The sequence below is a fragment of the Alicyclobacillus macrosporangiidus CPP55 genome (assembly GCF_000702485.1).
GTDB classification, from domain to species: domain Bacteria; phylum Bacillota; class Bacilli; order Alicyclobacillales; family Alicyclobacillaceae; genus Alicyclobacillus_H; species Alicyclobacillus_H macrosporangiidus_B.
This window is the reverse complement of the sequence record NZ_JNIL01000001.1, coordinates 1,135,642-1,159,257: the sequence shown is the minus strand read 5'-3', so window position 1 is coordinate 1,159,257 and position 23,616 is coordinate 1,135,642. Positions and strand designations below refer to the sequence as shown.

Here is a 23,616-nt window from a genome sequence, read left to right as displayed (position 1 = left end):
GTACGGGCGACGGCCAACCGGCCGGCCGGATTGACTGGCGAATGGCTTCCTCAGTATACTAAACATGGTTATTCTATCATTTCAGAAATTACAATTCAGAACTGAAAACGGCGAGTGAGGGGGAAGATGTGTGAGCATTCGATGGTACGCGGCGGGAGGGGCTGCTGCCGTGCTGTTGTTCGCGTTGGCCGGATGCGGGTCAAACCCGGCCAGCGGCAACTCGGCAGTCAACGCGGCGGCCAACGCGGGAGGCAGCACCGCGTCCGCAGGGAAAACGCTGGTGTTCGGGCGGGGCGGGGACAGCGTCAAGCTGGATCCTGCCGATGTCACGGACGGAGAGTCCTTCCGCGTCACCGAGCAGATCTATGAGACGCTGGTGGATTACAAACCGGGAACCTTCGACATCGTGCCGGGCTTGGCGACGGATTGGACCCCCTCCAGCGACGGGCTCAAGTGGACGTTCGACCTGCGCAAAGGCGTCAAATTCCAAGACGGTACCGATTTTAACGCAGACGCCGTGGTGTTCAACTTCAACCGCTGGATGGACAAGTCGAACCCGTATCACAAAGGCGACTTCGAGTATTTTGCATCGATGTTCGGCGGATTCAAAGGCGATCCCGGCCTCGTCCTCCAAGATGTGAAGAAGGTCGATGATTACACGGTCGAGTTCGATCTCAAGCATCCGTTCGCGCCGTTCTTGGCGGATATGGCCATGCCGTGCTTCGCGATCGCCTCTCCGAAGGACATTCAAGACCACCAGGGAGACATCTCGCGCGATCCCGTCGGTACGGGCCCATTCATCTTCGTGAGCTGGAAGCAGAATGACAAGATTGTGCTGAAGAAAAACCCGAATTATTGGCAGAGCGGCCTGCCGCACCTGGATCAGGTGGTGTTCCAAGTGATCCAGGACAACAAGGCGCGGTTGAATGCGTTGCAGTCGGGCGAGCTGGACATCATCGACGGCGTGAACCCGGTCGACGTACAGACCATCAAGTCGGATCCCAACCTCCAGCTGTTCCTGCGGCCGAGCAACAACGTCGGGTACTTGGCGTTCAACACGCAGAAGAAGCCGTTCAACGACGTGCGAGTGCGCCAAGCCATCAACATGGCCATCGACAAGAAGGCGATCATCGACGCGTATTTCAACGGCTTGGCGGAACCGGCCGCGACGCCGCTGCCGCCGACGATGTGGGGGAATGACCCGTCCATCCAGAGCTATCCCGTTGACATTGAAAAGGCCAAGCAGCTCCTGGCGGATGCCGGATTCCCGAACGGGTTCCAGACGGAGCTGTGGGCGATGCCCGTAGCGCGCCCGTACATGCCGGATCCGCAGAAGATCGCCACCGCGATTCAGGCGGACCTGAAGAAGATCGGCATCGACGCCAAAATTGTGACGTACGACTGGGCGACGTATCTGAAGAAAACCGCAAACGGGGAACACACCATGTGCCTGTTGGGGTGGACCGGGGACAACGGCGATCCGGACGACTTCCTGTACGTCCTGCTCGACTCGGATAACGCCAAGGCGCCTGCGCAGAACGTGGCCTTCTACGTCAACCCGCAGGTCCATCAGCTGCTGACCCAGGCGCAGAAGGAGACCGATCAGCAGAAACGGGCGCAGCTCTATCAGCAGGCAGAGCAGATCATCTATAAGGATGCGCCGTGGGTACCCTTGGATCACTCGACACCGGCGCTGGCTGCGAATAAGAAGGTTACGGGATTCGTCCCGTCTCCAACCGGCTCGGATTCGTTGTTGAACGTCGACATCCAGGGTTAAACCGCACGTTGCGCGCCGTGGCGCGTGCGCGAGGATCACATGGGCCGCCGTTTCCCGGTGGGGGACAACGGCGGCCCTCCGTCATGGCGGGTGCGGAGTCATCAGGGCGTGTTGCTGGTGAAGCGGCGCTGGGAAGACTGGACGCGCAGCGTCTTGGATGGATGCGCGATGGCCAAGTCCATCGGATGGACGATGCGGCAGCTGCGTTGGATAGCCTGCCAGTCGCCCGCATCGACGGCACGCCACTCGCTCTTAAACCGAAAGCCGGCGCTGCGCAGCCGGTCGTAAAACGTCAGCCCGTACGGGTCCCGCCATCCGTTGCTGTCCCACTCGTCCTCCGGTACCGCGAACACGGTCGGCTGCGGGCAATCGGGCAGCTGCAGCTTGACGACCGTCTTCGTGTCGCGTTCGTGCATCACCAGGACGGGGGCTTGGTCGACCGACTCCACAGGTTGGACGACAAATTGCTCCCAGTCGGCGGACGTCAGGCGCATGAACAGCTCCCTGTCGCGGTGATCCAGTGCGTAGTCGATGAGGAGGTCGCGCAGCATTTGGAGAATCATACACGCCACACCAGCCTTTTTTTGGTCCGCTGGGCGCCGGATGCGGCGGGCGGGTTCCGCCGGCACGCGCCCACGCCGGGAATTAAGACGGAATAGTCTGACGGAACGACTGCACCTGGCACTGACAGGAGCGACCCGTTTGCTCATATCATATGCTGTTTTGCGGATAAAAGACAGAGGGTTATGAAGGGTCCGCTGGATTTCTTGGACAAGTGGTTGCGAACGGAGGCCGGGTTCCATTATACTTCGCATAGACCGGCGGTCTTCGCGCCCGGAAGGAATCGGATTGCACAACGGCGAGGAAAGGGAGAGTAACGGCCGTTCCCCTCACAGGGAGCCCAGCCGCGACTGAGAGCGGGGCAGGCGGGATGGCCGTGAAGTTCACCCTGGAGCTGCGCGGCTGAAGGCGGGACACCCGCTGGTAGGCGGCGCCGGACGGCGCACGTTACGCGCCATCGAGTGGATGGCCGTCCGCGCGGACGCGGAGGGTCGTCAACAAGGGTGGTACCACGGAGCAGTTCGTCCCTTGAGGGCGGGCTGCTCATTCATTTTCATCTCCGGGGAATCCGGGAAGCGGGTTGCGGAACGGGTTCCGTCCGGTGCAGGTCACAAGGAGGTCGGACTGTGGAGGTCAAGGAATTGGAGGCAGCCGTCCTGCAGGTGCAACGAGAGGCGGAGGACGCCTTGAGGCAGGTGGAGGACACCCGCGCGTTGGACGAATGGCGGGTCCGCTATCTGGGGAAGAAGAGCGCCCTGTCCCAGGTGATGCGGCAGATGGGCACGCTGCCCGCAGAGGATCGGCCGCGGGCCGGCGAGGTGGTCAACCGCTGCCGGGAGCGCCTGCAGGCGGCGTGGGAGGCGGCGCGCACCGCGCTGGCGGAGCGCCAGCTGGCCGAGCGTCTGGCGTCCGAGCGGATCGATGTCACCCTGCCGGGACGAAGGCAGGAACGAGGCGCCCTGCATCCTCTGGTGCGGGTCATCCAGGAGGTGGAGGACATCTTCTTGGGGATGGGGTTCTCCATCGCCGAGGGACCCGAGGTGGAGACGGACGAGTACAACTTTGAGAAGCTCAATCTTCCGAAGGATCACCCCGCCCGGGATATGCAGGACACCTTTTACTTGACCGACACGCTCCTTCTGCGGACGCACACCTCCCCGATGCAGGTGCGCACGATGGAACGGATGCGGCCCATGGCACCGGTCAAGGTGATTGTCCCGGGGCGCGTCTACCGCCGCGATGAAGACGACGCCACGCATTCGCACGCCTTCAACCAGATTGAAGGTTTGGTGGTCGACGAAGGCATCCGCATGAGCGATCTCAAAGGCGTGCTCGAGCAGTTCGCCCGCGCCATGTTTGGGCCGGAACAGGCGGTCCGGCTGCGGCCCAGCTTTTTCCCGTTCACGGAGCCGAGCGCTGAGGTGGACGTTCGCTGCATCAACTGCGGCGGCGCCGGGTGCCGTGTGTGCAAGGATACGGGCTGGATTGAGATCCTCGGGGCGGGGATGGTCCATCCTCACGTGCTCGATGGGGCCGGGTACGACAGCCGTCGGTTCAACGGATTCGCCTTCGGCATGGGGGTGGAGCGGATCGCCATGTTGAAATACGGCATCGAGGACATCCGGCAGCTGTATCAGAACGATCTGCGCTTGCTTCGGCAATTCACGCGTCCGGTGTGAGTGTGAGGCCAGATGTGAGAAATGCCGTGAGCGTGAGGATGTGAGGAGGTTCTCGCATGAAATTGTCCTATCAGTGGTTATGTGAGTACGTGGATGTCCGCGACATCTCCCCGGAGGCGCTGGCGGACAAGTTGACGTCGGCGGGCTTGGAGGTGGAGGCGGTGACGCCGCGCAACCGGGGGGTGCGCGGCGTGGTCGTAGGAAAGGTGCTGACCTGTGAGCCGCACCCGAACGCGGACCGTTTGAAGGTGTGCACGGTGGACGCAGGCGTTGGCGAAGCGCTGACCATCGTCTGCGGGGCCCCCAACGTGCAGGCCGGACAGAAGGTGCCGACCGCCCTGCCGGGGGCATCGCTTCCGGGCGGCCCCATCGGGAAGGTCAAGATTCGGGGCGTGGAGTCGAACGGGATGCTCTGCTCCGCCCAGGAGATCGGCCTTGAGGTGAAGCTGCTGCCCAAGGAGCAGACGGAGGGCCTGTTCCTCCTCCCGGACGACGCACCTGTTGGCGCGGACGTCGTGACGCTCCTGCACCTGGACGACGTCGTGCTGGAGATCGGCCTCACGCCCAATCGCAGCGATTGCCTGTCCATGCGGGGCCTGGCCTACGAGGTGGGTGCCCTGTACGACCGGCCGGTGCGGTTTCCAGCGCCGGCGGAACCGGCTGCATCCGGTACATCCCCCGTGCGTGTGACCATCGAGACGGATCGCTGCCCGCGTTACGACGCACAGGTGGTCACCGGCCTCACGCCCCAGCCCTCGCCGCTGTGGATGCAGATGCGGCTGCTCGCCATGGGCGTCCGCCCCATCAACCTGATGGTCGACGTCACGAACTACGTGATGTTGGAATGGGGGCAACCCCTGCACGCTTTCGACTTCGGGCAGGTCCGCGGGGGTCACATCGTCGTGCGGCAGGCGCGACCTGGAGAACACCTGGTCACGCTGGACGGCCAGGAACGGGAATTGAACGAGGACACCATCGTGATCGCGGATCTCGAACGGGCCATCGGCATCGCCGGGGTGATGGGCGGTGAGAATTCAGAGGTCAGCGCGACGACGCGCCAGGTCGTGATTGAATCGGCCGCCTTCGACGCGGCCTCGGTCCGGCGCACCGGGCAGCGGTTGGGGCTGCGTTCAGAGGCGCAGCAGCGATTTGAAAAGGGGATCGATCCCGTAGCCATCCGGGCGGCCCTCCTCCGCGCGGCAGAGCTCCTTTGCGAACTGGGCGGCGGCCGTTGCGAGGGCGGCGTGGTGTCGGTCCTGCGCGGCCAGCAGCCACAGCCGCACACGGTGACGTTCTCCCCGGAGCGCTGCAACCGGCTGCTCGGCACGGACATTTCCGCAGAAGCCATGCGCGGCGTGTTCCGCCGGCTCGGGTTCACGGTCGAGGAATCGTCACCGGGCGCTTGGCGCATCGAGGTGCCCACGCGCCGTCCGGACATCACCCTGGAGGCGGATCTGGCGGAAGAGGTGGCGCGGCTTGTCGGATACGAGGCCATCCCGTCGACGCTGCCCTTTGGCGCTACGACAGCCGGGGTGCGCACCCCGAGCCAACGCCTGCGCAAGCGGACGCGGGAGGTATTGACCGGGATGGGGATGACAGAGGTGTTCACCTACGCCCTGACCCATCCGGGGGCCTTAGACGCGCTGCGGGTGGGTCCAGATTCTCCGTATCGGCAGACCATTCCGCTCCGGATGCCGATGTCCGAGGAGCGGTCGGTCCTGCGCACGCATCTGCTGCCCAGCCTGGCTCAGGTGGCCCAGTACAACCTGGCCCGGGATGTCGCGGGCGGGCGGGTGTTCGAGATCGCACGCGTATACCTACCGGCGCGGTTGCCGCTTGACGAACTGCCGTGCGAGCGGACGCAGTGGGCGGGTCTGTGGTTCGGCGTGACGGAGGCAGACGTTTGGAACCGGCCGCGTCCGTACGATTTTTACGACGCCAAAGGGGCCGTGGAGGTGTGGCTGGGCGCCTTCGGGTGGTTGGACCTGGCGGAGTTCCGGCCGGCGTCTTCACCGTGGCTGCACCCCGGCCGGTCGGCCGAGGTGTGGCTGGACGGCGAGCGCATCGGCAGCTTCGGAGAGCTGCATCCGGAGACGGCGGCGGCTTTCGAACTGGATGGGGCGGTATACGGGGAGTTCGACCTGGATCTCCTGGTGCCTCGCCTGTCCGACCGGTGGCTGGTGACCCCTCTGCCGCGGCATCCCGCATCGCGGCGGGACCTGGCGGTGGTGGTGGGGCGCGACGTCCCGGCGGACGCCCTGCTGGCCGCGGCGCGAGACGCGGCGCGGGAGGGCGGCGAAAACCTGTTGGAGGACGTCCGGGTCTTCGACGTGTACACGGGACCGGGTGTGCCGGAGGGCATGAAGAGTGTCGCCATCCGCCTGACCTGCCGTTCCCAGGAACGGACGTTGACGGATGACGAGGTGGAAGCCGTGGTCGCGCGCGTGCTGGCGGCTTGGACCGCGCGATTTGCCGCCGTCCTGCGCGGGTAGAGGGGCAGGAATTCGCGGGCGGAGGACGAAATCAACGGGAAGGAGGGAGCCGATCCATGGGCACGGAGAACAACCATCGCATTCGCGTCACCATCTGTGGACAGGAGTACACCTTGCGCGGCCCGGCGAGCGAGGCGCATCTGCGTGAAGTCGCACAGCTGGTGGATGCGGTGATGCAGCGCGTCGCAGCGGCCAACCCGAATTTAGATCTGCGCCGCCAGGCCGTGCTGGCCGCGCTCAACATCGCGGACGACCTGGTTCGGCTCCAACAGGAGTACCGGGAGTTGCTGGAGTTGTTGGACCAACAGACCCGGTCTTCATCCACCCGTTGAAGGCGCCGCCAGGCCTGTGCCGGCGCGGGGCTGCAGGCCGTGCGTCGTGGTCTCCGTGCGTCCTGGTGGGCGTGCGTCCAGGTGGAGGGGATCGCGGATAGGAGCGTTGTGCAGGTGGATCTGATGGATCTCGTGATCGTGGCTGTGATCGCCCTGGGTGGCTGGAACGGCTACCGGCTCGGGCTGGTGCGTCAAGTGACCCGCCTGTGCGGCGGGATCGCCGCCTATGGGCTGGCATGGTGGCTTCGGCCGTATGTCCAGCCGGCGGTGGCCAGTTGGATTGGGAATGTCCAAACGCCGCACGTCCGTCCCGGTGTCGCAGCTTGGCTGCTGGGGGATCTGTCCGGAGCCGTGTCGTTCGCGGCGGTGTTCCTGTTGTCGTGGGTGCTGCTCCGCTACGCTGCGGGGCTGGTGGATGCGGTGTTTCACCTGCCCGTCCTGTCTCTGGTCAACCGTCTGGCCGGTTTGGTCGCCGGTGTTGCGCTGGCCATGCTGTTCGTCTATGTCGCCGTGTTGGTCATGGACCATGTGCAAAACGACAGACTGCAGGCGCAATTGACGAATTCGAGCGTTGTGTCGTGGCTGGAGGCGCAGACCCGAAACGCCGCAAGCCTGCACTAGCCCGCGCCCGGGACGACGGCCGCTGGCGGGTTGTCCTGATGGAGTGCGGGCACACAAGGGCAAAAGGACAAAAGCGGGCTGCCCATAGGAAGGGACAGCCCGCTTTCGTGTGGCGTCAAGTTTCTCTTTTCCGGCGCAGCTCGGTGGGGACGAACAGGTCGATGATCCCGATGACGAGCGACGCCAACAACGCCCCGAGGACCGTGACCCGCATGCCGGGGACGAACATCTGTGCGATGTACAGGACCACCGCACCGGAGATGAACCCTACGATGCCGCGGCCATAGGGCGACATTCTGCGGCCGAACAGCGCCTCGATGGCCCAACCCAACAACGCGATCACGACGGCGGCGAGGAGCGCGGTCCAGAAGTTCACCACGCCGAATCCCGGCACGAGGAATCCGACGAACATCAGAACCAACGCGGATACCACGAACCGGACCACGGTTCCGATGATGTTCATGTTGCTCCTCCTTTCGTCTGACGTACCGTTATCTTTCCCAGCCTTTCTCCGGGCATGTGGTACAATAGATGGGATTTCTGGGCCGGCCCGGCCGAAAGGGCCCGGCATGGACAAGGCAGGGTGGCATGGCATGCAGGAACGCGTGTTGCACATTCTTGAATACGACAAGGTCCGCCAGCACATCCGCAGCTTTGCGGCGACCCGGCTGGGGCAGGATCGAGTGGAACAGATGCGGCCGCTGTCGTCCATCGCCGAGGCGGAGGCGGAGCTGGCAGCGGTGGACGAAGCGCTGCGGATGCTGCTTCGGCGCGGCGGGATCCCGTTTGGCGGCATCCGCGACATCCGCCCGCACCTGCGCAAGGCGGCGATCGGCGGCGTGCTGTCGGCCGAGGACCTGAACGAGGTGGCGCTTTTCATCGCCGGGGGGCGGCGTGCCCGGACCGCGATTGAGGCCGCCGCAGAGACGGTGGACATCCCCCACCTGCAAGCGATGGCCGCGGGCCTGTTCGACGCGCGGCAGACGGAGCTGGAACTCCGGCAGGCGATTGATGAGGATGGCCTGGTACTGGACCAGGCCAGTCCCGAACTGCGCCGCGTCCGGAGCCAGCGCCGGGCCGAGGAAGCCCGGATCCGGGAGCGGTTGGACCAGATGGTGCGACACCTGCAGCGCTGGCTGCAGGACCCGGTGGTGACCGTGCGCGGGGACAGCTTTTGCCTGCCCGTGCGCGTGGAGTTCAAGAACCAGGTCCCTGGCGTCGTCCACGACGTGTCGTCCTCGGGGGCCACGGTGTTCATCGAACCCCAGGAGATTGTTCAGATGAGCGCCCGCGTGCGCGCCCTGGCCGCGGAGGAGGACCGCGAGGTCGAGCGGGTGCTGCAGCGGCTCTCCGGCGTGGTCGCGGCGGTGGCGGAGCCATTGGCGGAAAACGCTGAGCGCTTGGCGATCCTCGACGCTTGGATGGCGAAGGCCGAGTATGCCAGGCGCGAGGATGCGCAGCGGCCGCGGCTTCGCACGGACGGGGTGTGGCACCTCACGGGCGCGCGGCATCCCTTGATCCCGAAGGAAGCGGCGGTCCCCATCGACATCCGGTTGGGGGACGACTTCCGAATGGTGATCATCACCGGGCCGAACACCGGCGGGAAGACAATGACTCTGAAGACCGTGGGCCTGCTGACCCTGCTCGCCATGTCCGGCTGTTTTCTGACGACGCGATCGCCCAGCGACATCGGTTGGTGCGGTGACGTATTCGCGGACATCGGCGATGAACAGAGCATCGAACAAAGTTTGTCCACCTTTTCGTCCCACATGCGCAACATCATTGGGATGCTCGAGCACGTGGGCCCGGACAGCCTGGTGCTGCTCGACGAGCTGGGCGCGGGGACCGACCCGGCGGAGGGCGCGGCCCTGTCGATGGCCATTTTGGACTGGCTGAAGACGCGCGGGGCGCGGGTGGTGGCGACCACCCACTACGCGGAGCTGAAGGCGTACGCCTTCCGGGAGCCTGCGGCCATCAACGCCAGCGTCGAGTTCGACGTGGACACGCTGCGCCCCACGTACCGCCTGCTGCTCGGTGTACCCGGGCGATCCAACGCGTTGGCCATCGCGGCCCGCCTCGGGATGCCGGAGCCATTGATTGAACAGGCTCGCCATCATCTGCGCACGGACGACGTCCGCGTCGAGGATTTGATCGCCCAACTGGAAGCGGCGCGCCGAGAGGCGGAGCGCATGCGCACCGAGGCGGAACGGGAGCTTGCACAGGCGCGGCGCGAGCGCGCACAGTGGGTCCAGGAACGGGAGGCCTTCGAGCAGTCGGTGGAGCAGGCGCGTGAGGCCGCCCTGCGCGAGGCGCGCGAGGTTCTGGCGAGGGCCCGCTCCGAGGCGGAGCGCGTCATCCGGGAGCTGCGCGAGCGCCAGCGCGGCGGCCCGGTGAAGGACCACGAGCTGGTGGAGCTTCGTAAGGCGCTGGAGGACGCCCTGCCGGAGGAGCGGCGGGTGACGCGGCGCAAGGGAAACGACGCTGGGCGCGCGACCGTGGGCAGCACGGTCCGGGTGTTGTCGGTCGGGCAGAAGGGCGAGGTCGTGGAGCGCTCGGCGGACGGACGAGAGCTGACGGTTCAACTGGGGCTGCTGCGGATGAAGGTGCCGGCGGACGACGTCGAGGTGCTCTCCTCCGCCCCGGAGCGGGTGCAGGCGGTCCGCACCGTGAAGCGGTCGGTCCAGACGGTCCCGCTGCAGCTCGACATCCGCGGACAGACCGTCGAGGAGGCGCTGCCGTCCGTCGATCGGTATCTGGATCAGGCGGTCCTCAGCGGCCTGCCGCGGGTGACCATCATCCACGGCAAGGGCACCGGCGCCCTGCGCGACGGGGTTCGCCGTTACCTGTCCAAGCACCCGCACGTGTCGTCTTGGGCGCCCGGCGGTCCGGGCCAAGGCGGGGACGGCGCCACGGTGGTCGAACTGAAGTGAGTTGGCGACGGCGCACTGAGCTTCGACTCTACTGAGAAAATGGACAAAAAAGAGAATACTCCCTCTTGTGCAGTTCTCGAATGGTTATTTATGTATATTGATTCAGGAGGCTTCCCCAGTGATGACAACTTGTACGCCCAATTGCTTCAGCCGATGCACGTGGCGTCGAATCAACGTTTCTCGATTCTGCCGATCGTAGTAATCAGGTCCCAGGTCTTGATAGGCAACCTTGTGCTTAAGCAGGTGGTATACGATGACCAGCAGGGTGTGCGCCAGAGCGACCGCTGCACGTTTCGTTCCCCGGCGCGCAGCAATCCGGTGATATCGGGCGGAAAGGCGGGTGTTTTTGCCTCGGGCGGCAGCGCGTGCGCATTCGATCATCGTTTCTCGCAACCATCCGTCACCCTTGCGTGTTTTTCCACTGTATCGTTTTCCCGCACTCTCGTGGTTCCCGGGACACAGTCCTGCCCAGGATGCCAGATGCGCTGCGGTCGGAAACCGACTCATATCCGTCCCGACTTCCGCCACAATCATTTCTGCCGCCTTTCGCCCAACCCCCGGAATCCCCTCGAGACGCGCCAGGTCTTCTTCAAAAGGGCGCATCCGCCGCGCTATCTCGGCGCTCACTTCCTCGATTAACTCGTCTAACTCATCAATGTGTTGAAGCTGAATGGCCAGCAGCTTCCGCTGATGAGGACGCACAATGCCTTTGAGCGCCTGCTCAAGCTCCTTCGTCTTGTTCCGCAATCGGCCTTTCGCGAGAGCAGCCATGCTTTGTTCGTCGGTGTTCCCAGCGATGAGTTCTTCCAGCATCGCACGCCCGCTCGCACCGAGCACGTCCGAAGCGACCGATGCCAGCTTGATATTCGCGCCTTCTAGGACTTTTTGGAGTCGGTTCACTTCACTCGCACGCTCGCGAATGAGCGACTTCCGGTAACGAATCAACTCACGCAACTCTCGTTGCTCACGCGAGGGAATGTAGCTGCCCTTCAGAAGTCCATGTTGCAGAAGCTGCGCGATCCACTCCGCATCTTTGACATCGGTCTTACGCCCGGGTACCTGTTTGATGTGCTGTGCGTTCACTACAAGAATTTCAAGCCCCTGGTCCTCTAATAGGTTGTAAATCGGTTTCCAGTACACGCCGGTACTCTCCATCGCCACATGTGTGCAGCCGTGTTGGCGAATCCATTGGCACATCGCTTGGAGATCTTCCGTCATCGTGCCGAATGTGCGAATCTCTTTGCCTTCAGGGGTGAGTACACACGCAACAACCTTCTTCTTGTGCACATCCAGCCCGCAGCAACGTTCATGCACGACTTCCATTCCACGGGCACCTCCATCGAGCGAACAATCGCAACCGCGTGGCGACCGATGATCCGAATTCTACTGTGCGTGCATCCCGTAGGGGAGCGACAAACCGTGGTTCTCGAGGTCGCCGGCTCCGTCTTACGATCGGGCTTTATGCACCACCGTCAAACGAGCTCTGGCGGCTGCTGACGCGATCGTATCGCAATATCTCCTCATTTTCATGCTCCCGTGGCGTCGAAGTTCGACATGGATGTCTTACGAGAGACTTCGCGGCGTGCGCCAACCATCATGAAGAGGGCGGAACAACGCTGTCTTCGCGCACATCGAACAGGCCCCCGTACCACGTACTCAGAGTGACGGTGGGTGTGTTGCGGAGCGGCTCGCTTTAGCGCAGGAGCGGAGCAACACACCCGCCGGCGACGCTGCGTGGCGGTGCACACTCCGTTCCAATCTGAAATCTGGAATCTGGCGGGGGCTCCGCGAAGCGTCTCTCGTAAGAGTCGAAGCGGAGCGGAGCCCCCCGCCAGACCGTTAGCCGCGCGCCCGATCCGGGAGCCCCCCGGCCAGAGCAGATCGGGCAGCCCGGTGACGTTGCCGGTGTCCTTGCCGCCTTTTCCGCGGCCGTGCCCCGGAGGCGTCCGCTGGCCGTTGGTGGTGTTGCCCGTTCCGCCCGATCCGCCGGTGGTGTTCCCCTGGCCCGGCGGGGCGCCGCCGGAACCTCCGCCGCCGGGCACGACGACGCTGACCGGGGGGGAGGGCGGCGAGATGCCGCTCGGGGACATGGCGTACACCTGGTAGTACAGCGAGCTTGCGCCCGCCGGCAGCTTCGTGTCGGCGAACGTGGTCTGCGCGATGGGCCCCGCGACGTTGACGTACGGGCCGCCGGGGGCGGTCGCCCGCCACACGGTGTATCCGCTGGCCCCTGCCACCGGGCTCCACTGCAACTGCACGCCACCCTGGGTGAACGCTGCCTGAACCTGCGCGGGGGCAGGGAGGGGTGGCTGAACCGTCTGCTGGCCCGGGTGGCTCAGGACGGTGCCGCCGCGCGGGTCAGCCTGCGTCGGCAGGTACTCGGCACTGTCGCTGGTGACCGTACCGTCCGGCACCTTCTCGGGCGGGATGATGAACAGCCCGGTCCGGATCTCTGCAGGCGGCGTGTTGGTCGTGGCCAGGTAGCGCTTTCCGTTGACCACGGTGTACAGCGCCTGGACATGAGCCGTGCACGGGTTCGCCGGCTCCGTCCCCTGGATGAACAGCTCCGTATACACGTCCCCGTCCTCTTTGCACAGGTCGGTCGGCAGCATCCCCGACTTCTTACACACCGCCAGGCTCACGACGCCGGGGGGCCGCGGGAAGGGCGAAGTCGGCGGGGCCGCTTTCAGCAGCGGATCCATGATCCTGTTCCAGACGCTGAACTTCAGGTTATATACGTCGCGGTCGATCTGCTGGTTGTGGTTGTAGCCCATCCAGATGCCCATGGTGTACTTCTGGGTATATCCGATGAACCACCCGTCGCGGCGATCGTCCGTCGTCCCCGTCTTGCCCGAGATGTAGTAACCCGGGAAGTGGGCGCCCACAGGATTGGCCGTCCCGCCTGGGGCGTAGACGACATCGTGCAAGATATCGGTCATCACGTACGCCGTCTGCGGCGAGAACACCTTGGTTGCAGAGGGCTGGAACTGGTACAGCGTGTTGCCGTCGCGATCGACGATCTTGCTGATGAGGTACGGGTGGCGCCACACGCCCTGATTCGGGAAGACGGTGTAGGCGCTCGTCATCTGTTGCACCGTCAGGCCGTACTTCATGCCGCCGATGGCGGAGGCCAGGTTCTGCAGGTCCTCCTGCACCAGGGTGGGATGGCCGTCCAACGTCTTGGCCTGGGTCGAGATGCCCATCTTCTCCAAGTAGCCCGACCCGATGGACTGGCTGTACCGGTCATACACCTTGATGGCCGGGATGTTGTACGAGTAGGTCAACGCCTGCCGGACGGTGAGCACGCCGTGCCACGCATTGTCGTCATTTTGCGGAGACCAGAGCTTGCCGTCCCCGCCGGGATAGGTGACGGGTGCGTCCAGGATGGGCGTGGCGGCCGTAATCCGGTGCTGGTCCAGGGCTGGGCCGTAGTCGAGCAGGGGCTTGATGGACGAACCGGGCTGCTCCGGCGTGATGGTGTGATCCACGCTGTCGCGGGTGTAGTCCCGGCCGCCGCCGATGGCGAGGATGCCCCCGGTCTGGTTGTCGATCAAAGTCACCCCAGCCTCATACAGGTCTACGACAGGCTTGCCGTTCTTCGTGATGGTCTTGCCGTTGGCGTCTTTGGCCACCTGGTTGGTGTTGCCAAAGAGCTTGTCGTCCGCGAGCACGCTCTCCACCTGGTTCTGCGCCTTGAGGTCAATGGACGTGTAGATCTTGTAGCCGGCCGTCGGCAGGGCCTTGAGCGCCTCCTCCTCACTGGAGTACCGGCCAGACTGGACGAGGTACTGGGCCACGAGGGGCCGGATCTCGTCGATCATAAGGTACGGATGCTGGCTGTACGCGCTGCCCTTCGGCTCGGGCTGGATGTCCTTCTTGATGTCGTACTTCAGCGCCGCTTGGTACTGCGCATCGGAGATCATGCCATTTGCCCGCATCTGGTCCAGAATGTAGTGCTGGCGGGAGATGGCGTTGTCCAGGTGGTCGTACGGCGAGAACAGGCTGGCGTTGTTCGGGATGGCCGCCAGCAGAGCCGCCTCAGGCAAATTCAGGTCCTTCGGGTCTTTATGAAACAGGATCTGAGAGGCGGCCTTCACCCCGTAGACCGGATTGCTGCCCATCTGGCCCATGTAGACCCAGTTCATGTAGTCGGTCAGGATCTCGTCCTTCGTCAGCATGTGGTTGACTTCCAGGGCGAGGGCGATCTCCTGGATCTTGCGTTTCAGCGTGCGCTGTTGATCGGGAAATAAGGCCAGTTTGACGGTCTGCTGCGTGATGGTGCTGGCGCCGCTCTCAATCTGGTGGTGCAACACGTCCTGCACCAAGGCGCGCGCCATCGCCATCGGGTTGATGCCGATGTTGTGGTAAAAGGTCTTGTCCTCCGCCGCGATGAAGGCGTTGACCAAATTTTTGGACACCTGGTCCACCGACGTGATGGGTTCCCGGTCCCCCTCCGCGGTGAATCGCCCAATCACCTGGCCGTGCGCGTCGTACACGACGGTCGGCTGGCTGAGATTGGTGAACGTATCGGCGCTGATGGCGGGGAGCCCCTTGAGCATGGACGCGGCGTATCCGACAGCTGCACCGGTCCCCATCACCACGAAGGCGCCGAGTGCGGAGCCCGCCACCGCCAGGCCACGCCACACCCAGCGGCGCCCTTCCCGTTTGGCGGCCCGTTTTCGCTGCCGCGGTACCGGCCGGCGCCCGGACGGTGGTCTGGTTTGGTTGGCCATCCTGCGCTCACTCTCCTCTCGTTGGACCGATTATATCACAGGGCCGGGGACAACTCGTCGCGTCCATTGACAGGCCAAACCAGGCTCTGCTATACTGACGCAAAATTTGTCCGTCGCCGGCGCCGCCCGACGGGAGCGGCCACGGATTCAGCCGGCGATCCGGCCGACGAAGAAGGTGAAGTACGCGCGCCTGGGGCGTTCCAGAGAGCCGGTGGGGGGTGTGAACCGGCCGCCCGGCGCGCGGAAGGTACGCCTTCGGAGGCGTGGCGGCGCCAGTCGCCACCGGTGGCTCCGTTATCGCCGAAGAGCGGCCGCCTGCGGGCGGCAAGCAGGGTGGTACCGCGAGCGACGCGCCTCGTCCCCGCATGGGGAGGGGCGCTTAATTATTGATGGAGAGAGGGTGTTTGGACGGTGACACAAGACAGGGCTGCGGCGCAGCCGGCGCCACCGGAGATCCCGCTGAGTGCGGAGCAGGAACGGGAGGTCGAGCGTCAACTCGAGGTGATCCGGCGCGGGACCGCGGAGATCGTGCCCATCGAGGATTTGGTCCAAAAGTTGCGGCGGTCGGTGGCCACGGGGCAGCCGTTGCGGCTGAAGCTCGGCATGGATCCGTCGTCGCCCGACATCCACCTCGGGCACACGGTCGTCCTGCAGAAAATCCGCCAGCTTCAGGACCTGGGGCACATCTGTCATCTGGTCATCGGGGATTTCACCGGGCGCATCGGCGATCCCACTGGCAAGTCGGAGACCCGGCGGCAGCTCACGGCCGAGGAGGTCAATGAAAACGCTCGAACCTACGTCCAGCAGGTGCTCAAAGTCCTTCATCCTGACCGCACGGAGATCGTCCGCAACGCCGACTGGCTGGCGCCCCTGACCTTCTCCGACGTCGTGCGGCTCGCCTCGATTCTGACGGTGGCGCGCATGTTGGAGCGGGAAGACTTTCAGAAGCGGTTTCAGGAGAACCGGCCCATCCATATCCATGAGTTTTTCTATCCCTTGATGCAGGCGTACGACTCGGTGCACCTGCACACCGACATCGAGTTCGGAGGCACCGATCAGAAGTTCAACCTGCTGATGGGCCGGACGCTGCAGAAGGAGTTCGGGCAGGAGCCGCAGGTGGCCGTCATGATGCCCATCCTCGAGGGCCTCGACGGCGTGCAGAAAATGTCGAAGAGCCTGGGGAACTACATCGGGATCGACGAACCGCCCAAGGAGATGTGGGGCAAGGTCATGTCCATCCCGGACGACCTGATGCCGAAGTACTTCGAGCTCATCTCCGGCGTGTCCGTCGAGGAACTGCGCGAAATTCAGGCGGGTCTCCGGGACGGCAGCCTCCATCCGCGGGACGCCAAGATGCGATTGGCCCGGGAGTTGGTCACGCGCTTTCTCGGTGCCGATGCGGCGGCCGAGGCGGAGGCGAACTGGAAGGCGGTGTTTCAGCAGGGCGGGCTGCCGGAGGACATCCCGGAAGTGCGGATCCAACCTGGACCTCGTTGGTTGGTCAAGGCCCTGGTGGAGTTGGGGCTCGCCACCAGCAACAGCGAGGCCCGGCGAGCCATCGAGCAGGGCGGAGTGCGCGTGAATGGAGAGCGAGTTGTGGACGTGAACGCCGAGGTGGACCTTCGGGATGGAACGGTGCTCCAGGTGGGAAAGCGACGGTTTGTGCGCTGCCGCACTTGAGCCGCGGCACGGCGCGATGGTGTACCCGGGCGGCGCCCGTCTGGGATGCCGCGTAGCCCGGCTCACCCGAGGTACACTGTTTCAACGGCCCGTCTCGATCCCCCCTGCGCCGCATATACATCGGCGAGGGGGGATTTTTCTGTCCAACCAGACCTTTCGCCCCGCGCGCCGTTGGGGTTCCCGCCCCTCCGTCCCGGTTCGCCGGCGTTGGCTGTGGTGGACGTGGCCGCTGGCTGCCGCGGTGGGGCTGTGGGCGACGGCCGAGTGGAAACTGCGGCCGGCCATCGCCGCGGCCGCGCAGGGGGTGGCGGTGCGGGCAGCGACGGAGGCGCTCAATGCCGCGGTGACCGAAGAGTTGGTCACCGGCAGCGACATGTCGCACGTCTTGGTGATCGACGACCAGGACGCGGAGGGTGTGCGCGTCGCCCACTTCGATTTCACGCGGGTCGCCCACGTGCAGGCGGAGGCCACCCAACGGGCCGAGGAGCACTTGCGCGACCTCTCCGCGCAGACCCTGCGCCTGCCGGCCGCCCAGGCAATCGGTGGTGTGCTCCTGACGAACCTCGGCGTAACGCTGCCGGTTCGGGTGAACATGATCGGCTCTGTGCATTCATCGGTGGCCGCCGAAGTACGGTCCGTCGGCGTCAACCAGACGGTACATACCCTCAACCTCGATCTCACGGCCGACGTGCAGGCGGTCACCCCTCTGGTGATGGCGCCGGCGCACGTGCGCACGCGGGTGTTGCTTGCCTACGTGGTCCTCAACGGCGAGGTGCCGGGCACCTATTTCGGCGGACCGGGGGCAGGAGGCGTCGCCCTCCCGGCCCCGGCCCGCTGACCACATGCTGCCATTATCAGAGGAAATTCGGCGAGATCGGTCGAATACTCCGGAGGACATTCGACACGATGGGCAGGTGGCAGACATGCAGGAACAGCAAAAGTGGGAGGACCCCGGCACCGGGGGTGGGGCGGGGACCATCCCGCGAGAGACGGGTAGGGGAGGGTTTTCGACGCGTCTGCGGCGGAGGCTGCCGGAGTTCATCTCCATCAAGTGGAAGGTGGGCGGCGCCTTCGTCACGGTATTGGTGCTGCTGATGGCGCTTGGCATCGTCAGCCTGGCGCGTCTGTCCGCGCTCCAGGGCGAAGTGGAGACGCTGGCCAACCACGATCTGCAGGTGGTGCAGAAGGCGAGCCAGCTGATGTCCGACGTTGAAGACATGGACACGGGCATGCTGTCGTATCTTGCCACGGGCAACGACACGCTGCTCAATCAGACCTACGTGGCGGCCAAACAGCGGTATCCGCAGGACGTGAAAGCGCTGCGGGATCTGCTTGCGGCAAACACGACGTCGCGGTCGTACCTGGAGAAGGCCGCGCCGGTCATCGACGACTGGGTGAAAATCGCCGACCAATTGATCGACATGCGGCGCACGGGACACGGTGAGCAGGCCAACAACGCCATGGCCTCAGGCAATAGCCGGCCGATGGTGCAGGACATCCGCGACAACCTCAACAACCTCATCGTCCGCAACCAGAACAACGCCGCCCAGCGGGCTGCGGATCTGCACCGGATGGTGACGGAGACGCAGATTCTCATCATCGTGATCACGGTGTTGGCGGTGGTCGTGGCGGTGCTGCTCGGCACGGGGGTTTCGCTCAGCACGCCGCGCAACCTGCGGCGCGTCATCGGCATCTTGGAAGACATCGCGTCCGCAGGCGGAGACCTGCGGCGGCGGATTGAGGGGGTACATAGCCGGGACGAGGTCCAGCAGCTGGCGGAGACCACGAACCGTCTGCTCGAGAGCATCGGCGGACTGGTGCGCCGCGTGGCTGGGGCGTCGGAATCGGTGGCCGCCAGCGCCGAGCAGTTGACGGCTTCGACGGACGAGACGGCGCGGGCGGTCAGCGGGATCGCGGAGACGGCGAGCGAGTTCGCATCCATCTCCGACCGGGCGACGCAGGCGCTGGGTCACATGCGGGATGCCCTGTCGGACGTCAAGGCGCACACGGACCAGGTGGCCGAGCAGGCCGATCAGGTCGCGGAGGCGATGGGCGTCGTCGTCGCGGCCACCGATCGAGGCCGGGCGTCGGTGCAGGAGGCGCGCTCGACCATGTCGGCGGTGCACCAAGCGGCGGAGTCGACGCAGGGCCAGATTGCGCAACTGGCCGAGTCCGCCCAGCGGATCTCGAAGATCTCGGGCACCATCCGCGGGATCGCGGACCAGACCAATCTTCTTGCGCTCAACGCCGCCATCGAAGCAGCACGTGCCGGGGAGGCCGGGCGCGGGTTCGCGGTCGTCGCCCAGGAGGTGCGCAAGCTGGCGGAACAGAGCCGCGACGCGACGCGCGAGATCGAACAGATCATCAAGGAAAACCAGGCGCTGACGGAACAGGTGGCGCAGTCGATGCGCGACGGGGTCTCGGCGATCGCGCGCGGGGTGCAGGTCACGGAGCGGACCAGGCAGGCGTTTGACGAAATCGCCCGCTCCGTCGACACCGTGGCGCCGGCGACCGAAGCCATTCTGGAGCAGGTCCGTGAACAGACGCGCCTCACCCAACAGACGCTGGAGGCGGTCCAGTCCGTGTGGACGTACATGGAGCAGGTGGCGGCGGGATCGCAGGAGAATGCCGCGAGCACCGAGGAGAGCTTGGCGACGGTGGAGGAGATCGCCGCCTCCGCCCAGGAGCTGGCTCGTCTGGCGCAGGAGTTGCAGGACTTGGTTGGACGGTTCCAGGTGTAGGTACCCGAACTGGGTGCCGAGCTTCCTTTGGGGACGACGGCGGGGCCGCTTTCCGCGGAGCAGCGGAGGCGGCCTTTTCCATGCCCAATTTTTCGAGCCGGAGGGCACGCGTTGGGCGCTCGCATATACTGGCAGCGTCGAGCGTGAGATGGGCAGGCGCCAAGAGGAGGTCGACGAATGAAAAAATACGTGGTCAAAAAGGGTGATACCATGTGGAGCATCAGCAGGGCCACCGGTGTGCGGTTGAACCTGCTGATGGCCGCCAATCCACAGATTACCGATCCAAACCGCCTGCAGCCGGGCCAGGTGATCTACATCCCGGAACTGGAAAAACCGGCGATGCCGCCGGCCGCCGCCACCCCGCCCGGAGGGCCGCTCGCGGGGCAGCTTGACGGTCCGCCCTCGGCGGCGCCAGGACCTGGACCCATGCCGGGAGCGGCTTACGCCGCACCCGAGCCGGCGGGGAACCAGGTGGCGGGATCGGGAGGAGAGATGCCCCCATATTTCGGGTTCGTGTGGCCGCACGTGGTGCAGCCTGGAGAGACGTGGGAGCATATCGCGCAACGGTACGGGGTGTCGGTCCAACAGTTGCGAAGGCTGAATCCCACCTTGGGGCGGGCGCTTCAGGAAGGGGACATCGTCTACGTCCCGGGCCTTGGAGGTGCGATGCCTGGACAGGGGCTCCAACCCGTAGGGATGGCGGAGCCAGGATTTGCCCCGCACAGGCCCCGGTACCGTCCGCTGGACCGATGCAGCCGGGTGCCCCTGGAATGCCCTATGAGATGGCGCCCGGAATGCCCTATGAGATGCCGTCCGGGATGCCGTATGCGACGCCATCGGGAATGCCGTACATGCCTGCACCGGGACCCGGCATGCCCTATGGGCCCGGGCCCGGGATGCCGGAGACTGGACCGCACACCCACTACCCCTACCGGGCGATGGCCGCGTGGGGACGACCGGTGTGGGCGCCCGGATACCGGCATGAAGGTGTCTACCCAGCACCCCCTCACACCGTGCCGTACGGCGTCCATCTGGGCTACGGATATTGGCCGATGAGCCCGTGGCCGACTCCGTTGACCTGGTATTCGGTCTGGGACGAGAGCTCTTCATGGGAGTCTTGGAGCTCCAGTGTGCCCCATGCCCGCTCCGGCGGGGACGCGAATGGAACCGCAGGGGCGGCGGACGGAAGCACCGGGGTGTGGCGAGATGTGTACCCAGAGTCGAATTTCGATGGTCCCGCAGAGTCCCGCGCCTGACCGGGCGACCAGGGACTGGCTGACGGATCTTCGGCTTGCCTACGGGCTGGAAGTCGAAGCGGTGGTTCGGATGAAGACGGTCACCGGGTTGGTCGACACCCGCGGGCGGCGGTGGGTGTGGAAGCGGGTCGCGGGTCGGTCGCAGGAGCCGCGTTTGCGGGCGATGGCATTCGTTTCGGCCTATCTGGCGGCGTTGGGCATCCCGTTTGCGGGACCGGTGCCCAACCGGGCAGGCGCTTATCTCACGCGGCTCGGGGGAGGCGAGACAGGCCACCTGCAGCCGTGGCTGCCCGGACGGCACGCCGATTATACCCAGCGCCAGGAGCGGCTCTCGGCAGTGGCCACGCTGGCCGCAATGCACCGCGCCGCGCGGGGGTCCCGGATCTGCGCGGACCCGGCTCTGTATCGGGGCACTCTGTATCAAAAACTCTGGCTCAAACGCCGGTTGCTGGAGACGCTGTGGCCGCAGGCGGAAGCGTGTGTCCCGGTGCTCCGCGGCTTGCGCGAAGAGGTCCTGGACGCAGCCGATGGTGCGCTGGCCGCGGTGCACCCGGGGGTATCCGGCCCGGGGAACCGGCCATGGGAACGGATGACGTTTTGCCACCGAGATGTGGCACCGCATAATCTGCTTTGGCAGGGGGACGGGCCGCTGGCCGTCATCGACTTCGACCTGGCGGGGGTGGACGATCCGCTGGTCGACGTGATGCAGGTGTCCAATCATGCCATCTTCCTCGGCGCCCCCCTGCGGGGCCATTTCGCCGAACTGGTGGAGGTGTATACGCGGGGCTATCCACTATCGTCGAACGGGGAGCAGGCGCTCTGGCGGGTGCTCGGGTTTCCCGATATCCTGGCCAGGGCCGTCGCCGAATGGGCGCGAACGGACGCCGCCGGCGGGGAACCGCGGCCGACGTTGCGACTGGTGCACGCCGTGAGAAGGCAGGCGGAGCACCTGCAGGCCTGGTCAGAGGCGGTGCGGGGGCTGCCGGTGTAGGTGTAGGGGGCGGTTGCGTTGCCCGGGTGCGAGAGTATACTGAAAGGCGGACAACGCACCGCCCGCCGCGGCGGTCTTTACGAGGAGCGTGACAGCGTGACGCAGCGCATCGAGGTGGCCCTGGGCCAGGTGCGCCCCGTCCTCGGGGACGTCGGCAAGAACGTGGACAAGCACCTCGAATGGATGGAAGAGGCCAAACGCCGTGGGGCCGATCTCGTCGTGTTCCCAGAGCTCGGCCTGACCGGGTATCAGGTCTTGGACTTGACGCTCGAGGTGGCCCGGCCTCTGTCGCATCCGGACATCACCCGCCTGGTTCGCGAGAGCCGCGAGATCGACGTGGTGTTCAGCTTTGTCGAGGAGTCGGAGGCTCATCTGTTCTACATCGCCAGCGTATACGCGTCCGGCGGTGAGATTCGGGCGGTGCACCGGAAAGTCTATCTGCCGACGTACGGCATGTTCGATGAAGGGCGCTATCTGGCCGCCGGAAGCGGATTCCACACCTTCCAGAGCCGCCTCGGTAAGACTGGAATGCTCATCTGCGAAGACGCCTGGCACGTCTCCAGTCCCTATCTGCTGGCGCTCGGCGGGGCCACCTGCTTGGTGCTGCCCGCAGCCAGCCCGGCGCGCAACGTCATGGAGCAGGGGGATTTCGGGTCCCAGGCTTTCTGGCGCCAGCTCCTGCAGGTCTACGCGCAGCTGTTCGGGGTGTACATCGTGTTCGTCAACCGGGTCGGCTTCGAGGACGGCGTCAGCTTCTTCGGCGGCTCGGGCGTCGTGTCCCCGCAGGGGGAGTGGGTATACGAAGCCCCGTCCATGGAAGAGGGCTTGTACACGGCGGAGATCGATCCCGGTGCCATCCGGCGCGCCCGGTATGGGACGCCGATGCTGCGGGATGAACGGGTGGACCTGGTGTGGCGCGCGCTGGGGAGGCTCGTGGACGGGGGGTGGCGTGGATGAGGCCGGAAATCGAGCGGCGGCTGCGCTTGAACACGGACTTGGCGATCCGGGTCCTCACCGCATTCATCCGCGAAGAGGTGGAAAAAGCTGGTTTTGAGCGGGTGATTCTCGGTTTGTCCGGCGGGATCGACTCGGCGTTAGCGGCCTACCTGGCGGCACGCGCCCTCGGTCCTGAGCGCGTCCAGGCTGTGATGATGCCCTATCGGACCAGCAGCCCAGCCAGCCTGGAGGATGCGCGGCTTGTGGTGGACGATCTCGGCCTGCCCGCGCTGACGGTGCCGATCACACCCGCGGTGGATGCGTATTTCGAACAGATGGACGCTCTGCTCGGCGAGCCGGCGCCGCCCCTGCGCCGCGGGAATCGGATGGCCCGGGAACGGATGGCTACGCTTTTCGACCTGTCTGCCCACTTCGGGGCGCTCGTGCTGGGGACGAGCAACAAGACGGAATTGCTGTTGGGGTATGGCACGCAGTTCGGGGATTTGGCAAGCGCGCTTAACCCCATCGGCGATCTGTACAAATACCAAGTCCGGCAGCTGGCGGCTGCGATCGGCGTGCCGTCGAGCATTCTGAACAAGCCTCCGAGCGCGGACTTATGGGAAGATCAGACGGACGAGCGAGAGCTCGGATTTGGATACGATGAGGCGGATGAGGTGCTGTACCAGTTGGTGGATCAGCGCCTGTCCGTGGAGGAGATCGCAGCGCGCGGCTACGACGAGCGGTTCGTCCGGCTTCTGGCGGGGCGCGTTCGGCGAAACCAGTACAAGCGCAAACCGCCCATCATCGCGAAACTGTCCGGGCGGACCGTCGGCGTCGACTTTCGCTACCTGCGCGACTGGGGGCTGTGAGTCCCGCCAGTGCGGCGG

At 65.2% G+C, this 23,616-nt stretch carries 17 protein-coding genes; 13 read left to right on the top strand and 4 right to left on the bottom strand.

Going from position 1 to position 23,616, the window contains the following annotated elements; translation table 11 throughout:
• Positions 1-130: 130 nt before the first annotated feature.
• Positions 131-1,777 carry an ABC transporter substrate-binding protein gene (locus tag N687_RS0106025; protein ID WP_051662995.1) on the top strand — a complete coding sequence of 549 codons (1,647 nt, stop codon included), beginning with the start codon at positions 131-133 and terminating at the stop codon, positions 1,775-1,777.
• A 101-nt stretch (positions 1,778-1,878) separates the two neighbouring features.
• On the opposite strand, the gene N687_RS0106020 is transcribed toward N687_RS0106025, so the two are convergent.
• A complete protein-coding gene (locus N687_RS0106020) occupies positions 1,879-2,340 on the bottom strand; it encodes an IDEAL domain-containing protein (RefSeq protein ID WP_029420999.1) in 462 nt (153 codons plus the stop codon).
• 639 nt (positions 2,341-2,979) lie between these two features.
• On the opposite strand from N687_RS0106020, the gene pheS reads away from it, so the two are divergent.
• The 4 genes from pheS (at position 2,980) to N687_RS0106000 (ending at position 7,462) form a co-directional block, all read left to right on the top strand.
• Positions 2,980-4,017: a phenylalanine--tRNA ligase subunit alpha gene (gene pheS, locus N687_RS0106015; RefSeq protein ID WP_029420998.1), complete on the top strand. Its 1,038-nt coding sequence runs from the start codon at positions 2,980-2,982 to the stop codon at positions 4,015-4,017.
• Positions 4,018-4,073: 56 nt separating this feature from the next.
• A complete protein-coding gene (gene pheT / locus N687_RS0106010) occupies positions 4,074-6,509 on the top strand; it encodes a phenylalanine--tRNA ligase subunit beta (protein WP_029420997.1) in 2,436 nt (811 codons plus the stop codon).
• Between the two features lie 56 nt (positions 6,510-6,565).
• On the top strand, positions 6,566-6,841 hold the full coding sequence (locus N687_RS0106005) for a cell division protein ZapA (RefSeq protein WP_029420996.1): 276 nt from the start codon (positions 6,566-6,568) through the stop codon (positions 6,839-6,841).
• Positions 6,842-6,964: 123 nt separating this feature from the next.
• A complete protein-coding gene (locus N687_RS0106000; RefSeq protein ID WP_029420995.1) occupies positions 6,965-7,462 on the top strand; it encodes a CvpA family protein in 498 nt (165 codons plus the stop codon).
• 115 nt (positions 7,463-7,577) lie between these two features.
• Here the strand turns inward: N687_RS0106000 and N687_RS0105995 are convergent, their stop codons facing one another.
• Positions 7,578-7,925 (bottom strand): phage holin family protein, encoded by a 348-nt coding sequence (locus N687_RS0105995; RefSeq protein ID WP_029420994.1) that lies wholly within the window; start codon positions 7,923-7,925, stop codon positions 7,578-7,580.
• A 130-nt stretch (positions 7,926-8,055) separates the two neighbouring features.
• On the opposite strand from N687_RS0105995, the gene N687_RS0105990 reads away from it, so the two are divergent.
• Positions 8,056-10,392, top strand: a complete 2,337-nt coding sequence (locus N687_RS0105990; protein ID WP_029420993.1) for an endonuclease MutS2 — start codon at positions 8,056-8,058, stop codon at positions 10,390-10,392.
• A 102-nt stretch (positions 10,393-10,494) separates the two neighbouring features.
• Here N687_RS0105990 and N687_RS0105985 read toward each other — a convergent pair whose 3' ends face one another.
• Together N687_RS0105985 and N687_RS0105980 are read right to left on the bottom strand one after the other, a co-directional pair.
• Complete coding sequence (locus tag N687_RS0105985; protein WP_029419937.1) at positions 10,495-11,715, bottom strand: IS110 family transposase; 1,221 nt, start codon at positions 11,713-11,715, stop codon at positions 10,495-10,497.
• Between the two features lie 203 nt (positions 11,716-11,918).
• Entirely contained in the window at positions 11,919-15,125 is a 3,207-nt protein-coding gene (locus N687_RS0105980) for a transglycosylase domain-containing protein (RefSeq protein ID WP_081841191.1), read from the bottom strand.
• Between the two features lie 411 nt (positions 15,126-15,536).
• Between N687_RS0105980 and tyrS the strand changes: the two genes are divergently transcribed.
• From tyrS to N687_RS0105950, 7 genes are all read left to right on the top strand, one after another.
• Positions 15,537-16,805, top strand: a complete 1,269-nt coding sequence (gene tyrS / locus N687_RS0105975; RefSeq protein ID WP_231493410.1) for a tyrosine--tRNA ligase — start codon at positions 15,537-15,539, stop codon at positions 16,803-16,805.
• Positions 16,806-17,046: 241 nt separating this feature from the next.
• Positions 17,047-17,643 (top strand): sporulation protein YunB, encoded by a 597-nt coding sequence (locus N687_RS0105970; RefSeq protein WP_051662994.1) that lies wholly within the window; start codon positions 17,047-17,049, stop codon positions 17,641-17,643.
• Between the two features lie 85 nt (positions 17,644-17,728).
• Positions 17,729-19,546, top strand: a complete 1,818-nt coding sequence (locus tag N687_RS0105965; RefSeq protein ID WP_029420989.1) for a methyl-accepting chemotaxis protein — start codon at positions 17,729-17,731, stop codon at positions 19,544-19,546.
• 794 nt (positions 19,547-20,340) lie between these two features.
• The gene (locus tag N687_RS24665; protein WP_231493655.1) at positions 20,341-20,802 is read left to right on the top strand and encodes a hypothetical protein; all 462 of its coding nucleotides are present in this window, start codon (positions 20,341-20,343) and stop codon (positions 20,800-20,802) included.
• Positions 20,777-21,793 carry a phosphotransferase gene (locus tag N687_RS0105960; protein ID WP_029420988.1) on the top strand — a complete coding sequence of 339 codons (1,017 nt, stop codon included), beginning with the start codon at positions 20,777-20,779 and terminating at the stop codon, positions 21,791-21,793. Before N687_RS24665 ends, N687_RS0105960 begins: the two co-directional genes overlap by 26 nt.
• A gap of 96 nt (positions 21,794-21,889) precedes the next feature.
• Positions 21,890-22,750 (top strand): nitrilase-related carbon-nitrogen hydrolase, encoded by an 861-nt coding sequence (locus N687_RS0105955; protein WP_051663553.1) that lies wholly within the window; start codon positions 21,890-21,892, stop codon positions 22,748-22,750.
• Positions 22,747-23,598, top strand: a complete 852-nt coding sequence (locus N687_RS0105950) for an NAD+ synthase (protein WP_029420986.1) — start codon at positions 22,747-22,749, stop codon at positions 23,596-23,598. Before N687_RS0105955 ends, N687_RS0105950 begins: the two co-directional genes overlap by 4 nt.
• The last annotated feature ends 18 nt before the right edge of the window (positions 23,599-23,616 follow it).

Excerpts from the sequence above, each read along its gene's own strand:
- N687_RS0106020 (WP_029420999.1), bottom strand. The coding sequence starts at position 2,340 with ATGATTCTCCAAATGCTGCGCGACCTCCTCATCGACTACGCACTGGAT.
- pheT (WP_029420997.1), top strand. The coding sequence starts at position 4,074 with ATGAAATTGTCCTATCAGTGGTTATGTGAGTACGTGGATGTCCGCGAC.
- N687_RS0106005 (WP_029420996.1), top strand. The coding sequence starts at position 6,566 with ATGGGCACGGAGAACAACCATCGCATTCGCGTCACCATCTGTGGACAG.
- N687_RS0106000 (WP_029420995.1), top strand. The coding sequence starts at position 6,965 with ATGGATCTCGTGATCGTGGCTGTGATCGCCCTGGGTGGCTGGAACGGC.
- N687_RS0105995 (WP_029420994.1), bottom strand. The coding sequence starts at position 7,925 with ATGAACATCATCGGAACCGTGGTCCGGTTCGTGGTATCCGCGTTGGTT.
- N687_RS0105990 (WP_029420993.1), top strand. The coding sequence starts at position 8,056 with ATGCAGGAACGCGTGTTGCACATTCTTGAATACGACAAGGTCCGCCAG.
- N687_RS0105985 (WP_029419937.1), bottom strand. The coding sequence starts at position 11,715 with ATGGAAGTCGTGCATGAACGTTGCTGCGGGCTGGATGTGCACAAGAAG.
- N687_RS0105980 (WP_081841191.1), bottom strand. The coding sequence starts at position 15,125 with ATGGCCAACCAAACCAGACCACCGTCCGGGCGCCGGCCGGTACCGCGG.
- N687_RS0105965 (WP_029420989.1), top strand. The coding sequence starts at position 17,729 with ATGCAGGAACAGCAAAAGTGGGAGGACCCCGGCACCGGGGGTGGGGCG.
- N687_RS24665 (WP_231493655.1), top strand. The coding sequence starts at position 20,341 with ATGCCCTATGAGATGCCGTCCGGGATGCCGTATGCGACGCCATCGGGA.
- N687_RS0105960 (WP_029420988.1), top strand. The coding sequence starts at position 20,777 with ATGGTCCCGCAGAGTCCCGCGCCTGACCGGGCGACCAGGGACTGGCTG.
- N687_RS0105950 (WP_029420986.1), top strand. The coding sequence starts at position 22,747 with ATGAGGCCGGAAATCGAGCGGCGGCTGCGCTTGAACACGGACTTGGCG.